Origin of the sequence: Carboxylicivirga mesophila, from assembly GCF_018271975.1 — a bacterium.
Classification (GTDB): Bacteria; Bacteroidota; Bacteroidia; order Bacteroidales; family Marinilabiliaceae; genus Carboxylicivirga; species Carboxylicivirga mesophila.
The window spans coordinates 1-1,644 of record NZ_JAGUCN010000061.1; the positions used below are offsets into that span (position 1 = coordinate 1).

A 1,644-nucleotide genomic window follows, 5' to 3' on the forward strand; every position below is an offset into this window, starting at 1 on the left:
TGTGAAATGATTCCGTTTTTCAATTCCTTGCCTAGAATATCATACAGTTTGTAAGCTAATTTGTTGTTAATGCCTGAAATCTGAATAAGCTCTGTTGCAGGGTTCGGGTAAACACTAATGGTATTGGCCGATGTCACATCCTCAACGTCTGTTGATACAAGATTAAGCTTCACTATTTTGCCGTTATTCTGTGAAATATACAGATCGGTTCCATTGTGTGCAATACTTAAGGGTTCTGACAGGTCGGTTATAACATCAATCACTTCAGGATTCGTTTGTGTCACATCAATCTTGGAAACTTTATTGTGTTCCTGACGTGCAATATACAGTTCATCTCCTATAAAGTGAATATCTTCAGTTTCACCTAAGTTGGAAGCTATGGTGATGGCATCGGCAGAAGGATTGGTGATGTTAATTTTGATAACACTTCCATTGCTATATTGAGCAACGTATAATTCATCATCTCTGAATGCTAATCCGGCAGGTCCTGATAAACCAGTCTTAACATCTGTAGCAACAGGCGTTGGGTCATTGAGGTTGATTTTGACTACTTTATCGCTCTGATAGAGTGAGATGTAAAGTGTGTTGTTGATGAGGGCCAGACCATCAGGTTCTGTCGCATCTCCAAAGCTAATAATTTCAGTAATATTTGGTGTGGATATATTTAAGTCTGTTTTGTAAATCTTATTTTGCCATAAATCGGCTATATATAATTCTTTTTCTTTATAGGCAAGCCCCCATGGATTCCAAACGCCTACGACATCCGTTATAACCGGATTAGGACTATTAATGTCAATTTTAGAAACCTTATTAAGGTTGACATCTGCAACGTATAATTCATTTTCAATAAAAATAATTCGCATGGGACTGCCGAATCCAGTAACAACTTCAGTAACCTGAGAATAAAGGCTATTTGTACTGAAAAGTATGGTGATAATTAATGATATTCTGAAAATGTGACGAAAGTATATAATGTGTTTCATGTTGTGTGTTTTTAATAAATGTTATTATAACTCCTTAATGGTTGGTGTGTTTTTAGCAAAGTATCATATTGCTATATGTATTTAATGTTATTTATACCCATTGTGCTTTACTTGGTGCATAATAAAAATGAATATGCTCATCTTCATGTATGTGATCGCAGTCATCAGCGCATAGCGCATACTTTACACTACCTGTTCCATCATCAATGTGATGAATGATTTTTTTTTCTTCAAAAGTTTTCAGCGTTCTGAACAGCCTTGATTTCTCAGTACGTTCAAAATTTAAAACCAAATCAGAAAGGCTTACCGCATTTCGGTCTTTGTAAAGAATCTCTGACACCAACAGGCGCATGGCTGTGGATTTAACTTTTTCATTGATGAGTTGCAGCACAATAGATGGTAGCATTCTCAATATGATAAGGGATAAGTAACCGTTTTTTGACCAGGAGCCCTTTTGTAACCTTACAAAGAGGCACCTGATCAAATTATAATTGGGTTATTTTTTTATAAAATTGATGGTTTTGTTGTTGTCCAACTTAATGACATAGAGCCCTTTGTTTAAATCAGAGACATTGATTTTTTCGCCTTGTGAAATGATTCCGTTTTTCAATTCCTTGCCTAGAATATCATACAGTTTGTAAGCTAATTTGTTGTTAATGCC

At 35.5% G+C, this 1,644-nt stretch carries 3 protein-coding genes; all 3 read right to left on the minus strand.

Annotated elements, in window-relative coordinates; all coding sequences use genetic code 11:
- Window positions 1-983, minus strand: a 983-nt coding sequence (locus KEM09_RS21745; RefSeq protein ID WP_212232049.1) for an NHL repeat-containing protein, incomplete at its 3' end; no start/stop codon positions are given.
- A gap of 91 nt (window positions 984-1,074) precedes the next feature.
- Window positions 1,075-1,389: a transcriptional repressor gene (locus KEM09_RS21750; RefSeq protein WP_212232051.1), complete on the minus strand. Its 315-nt coding sequence runs from the start codon at window positions 1,387-1,389 to the stop codon at window positions 1,075-1,077.
- Window positions 1,390-1,479: 90 nt separating this feature from the next.
- A complete protein-coding gene (locus KEM09_RS22155) occupies window positions 1,480-1,641 on the minus strand; it encodes a T9SS type A sorting domain-containing protein (protein WP_212232053.1) in 162 nt (53 codons plus the stop codon).
- Window positions 1,642-1,644: the final 3 nt, after the last annotated feature.

Excerpts from the sequence above, each read along its gene's own strand:
- KEM09_RS21750 (WP_212232051.1), bottom strand. The coding sequence starts at position 1,389 with ATGCTACCATCTATTGTGCTGCAACTCATCAATGAAAAAGTTAAATCC.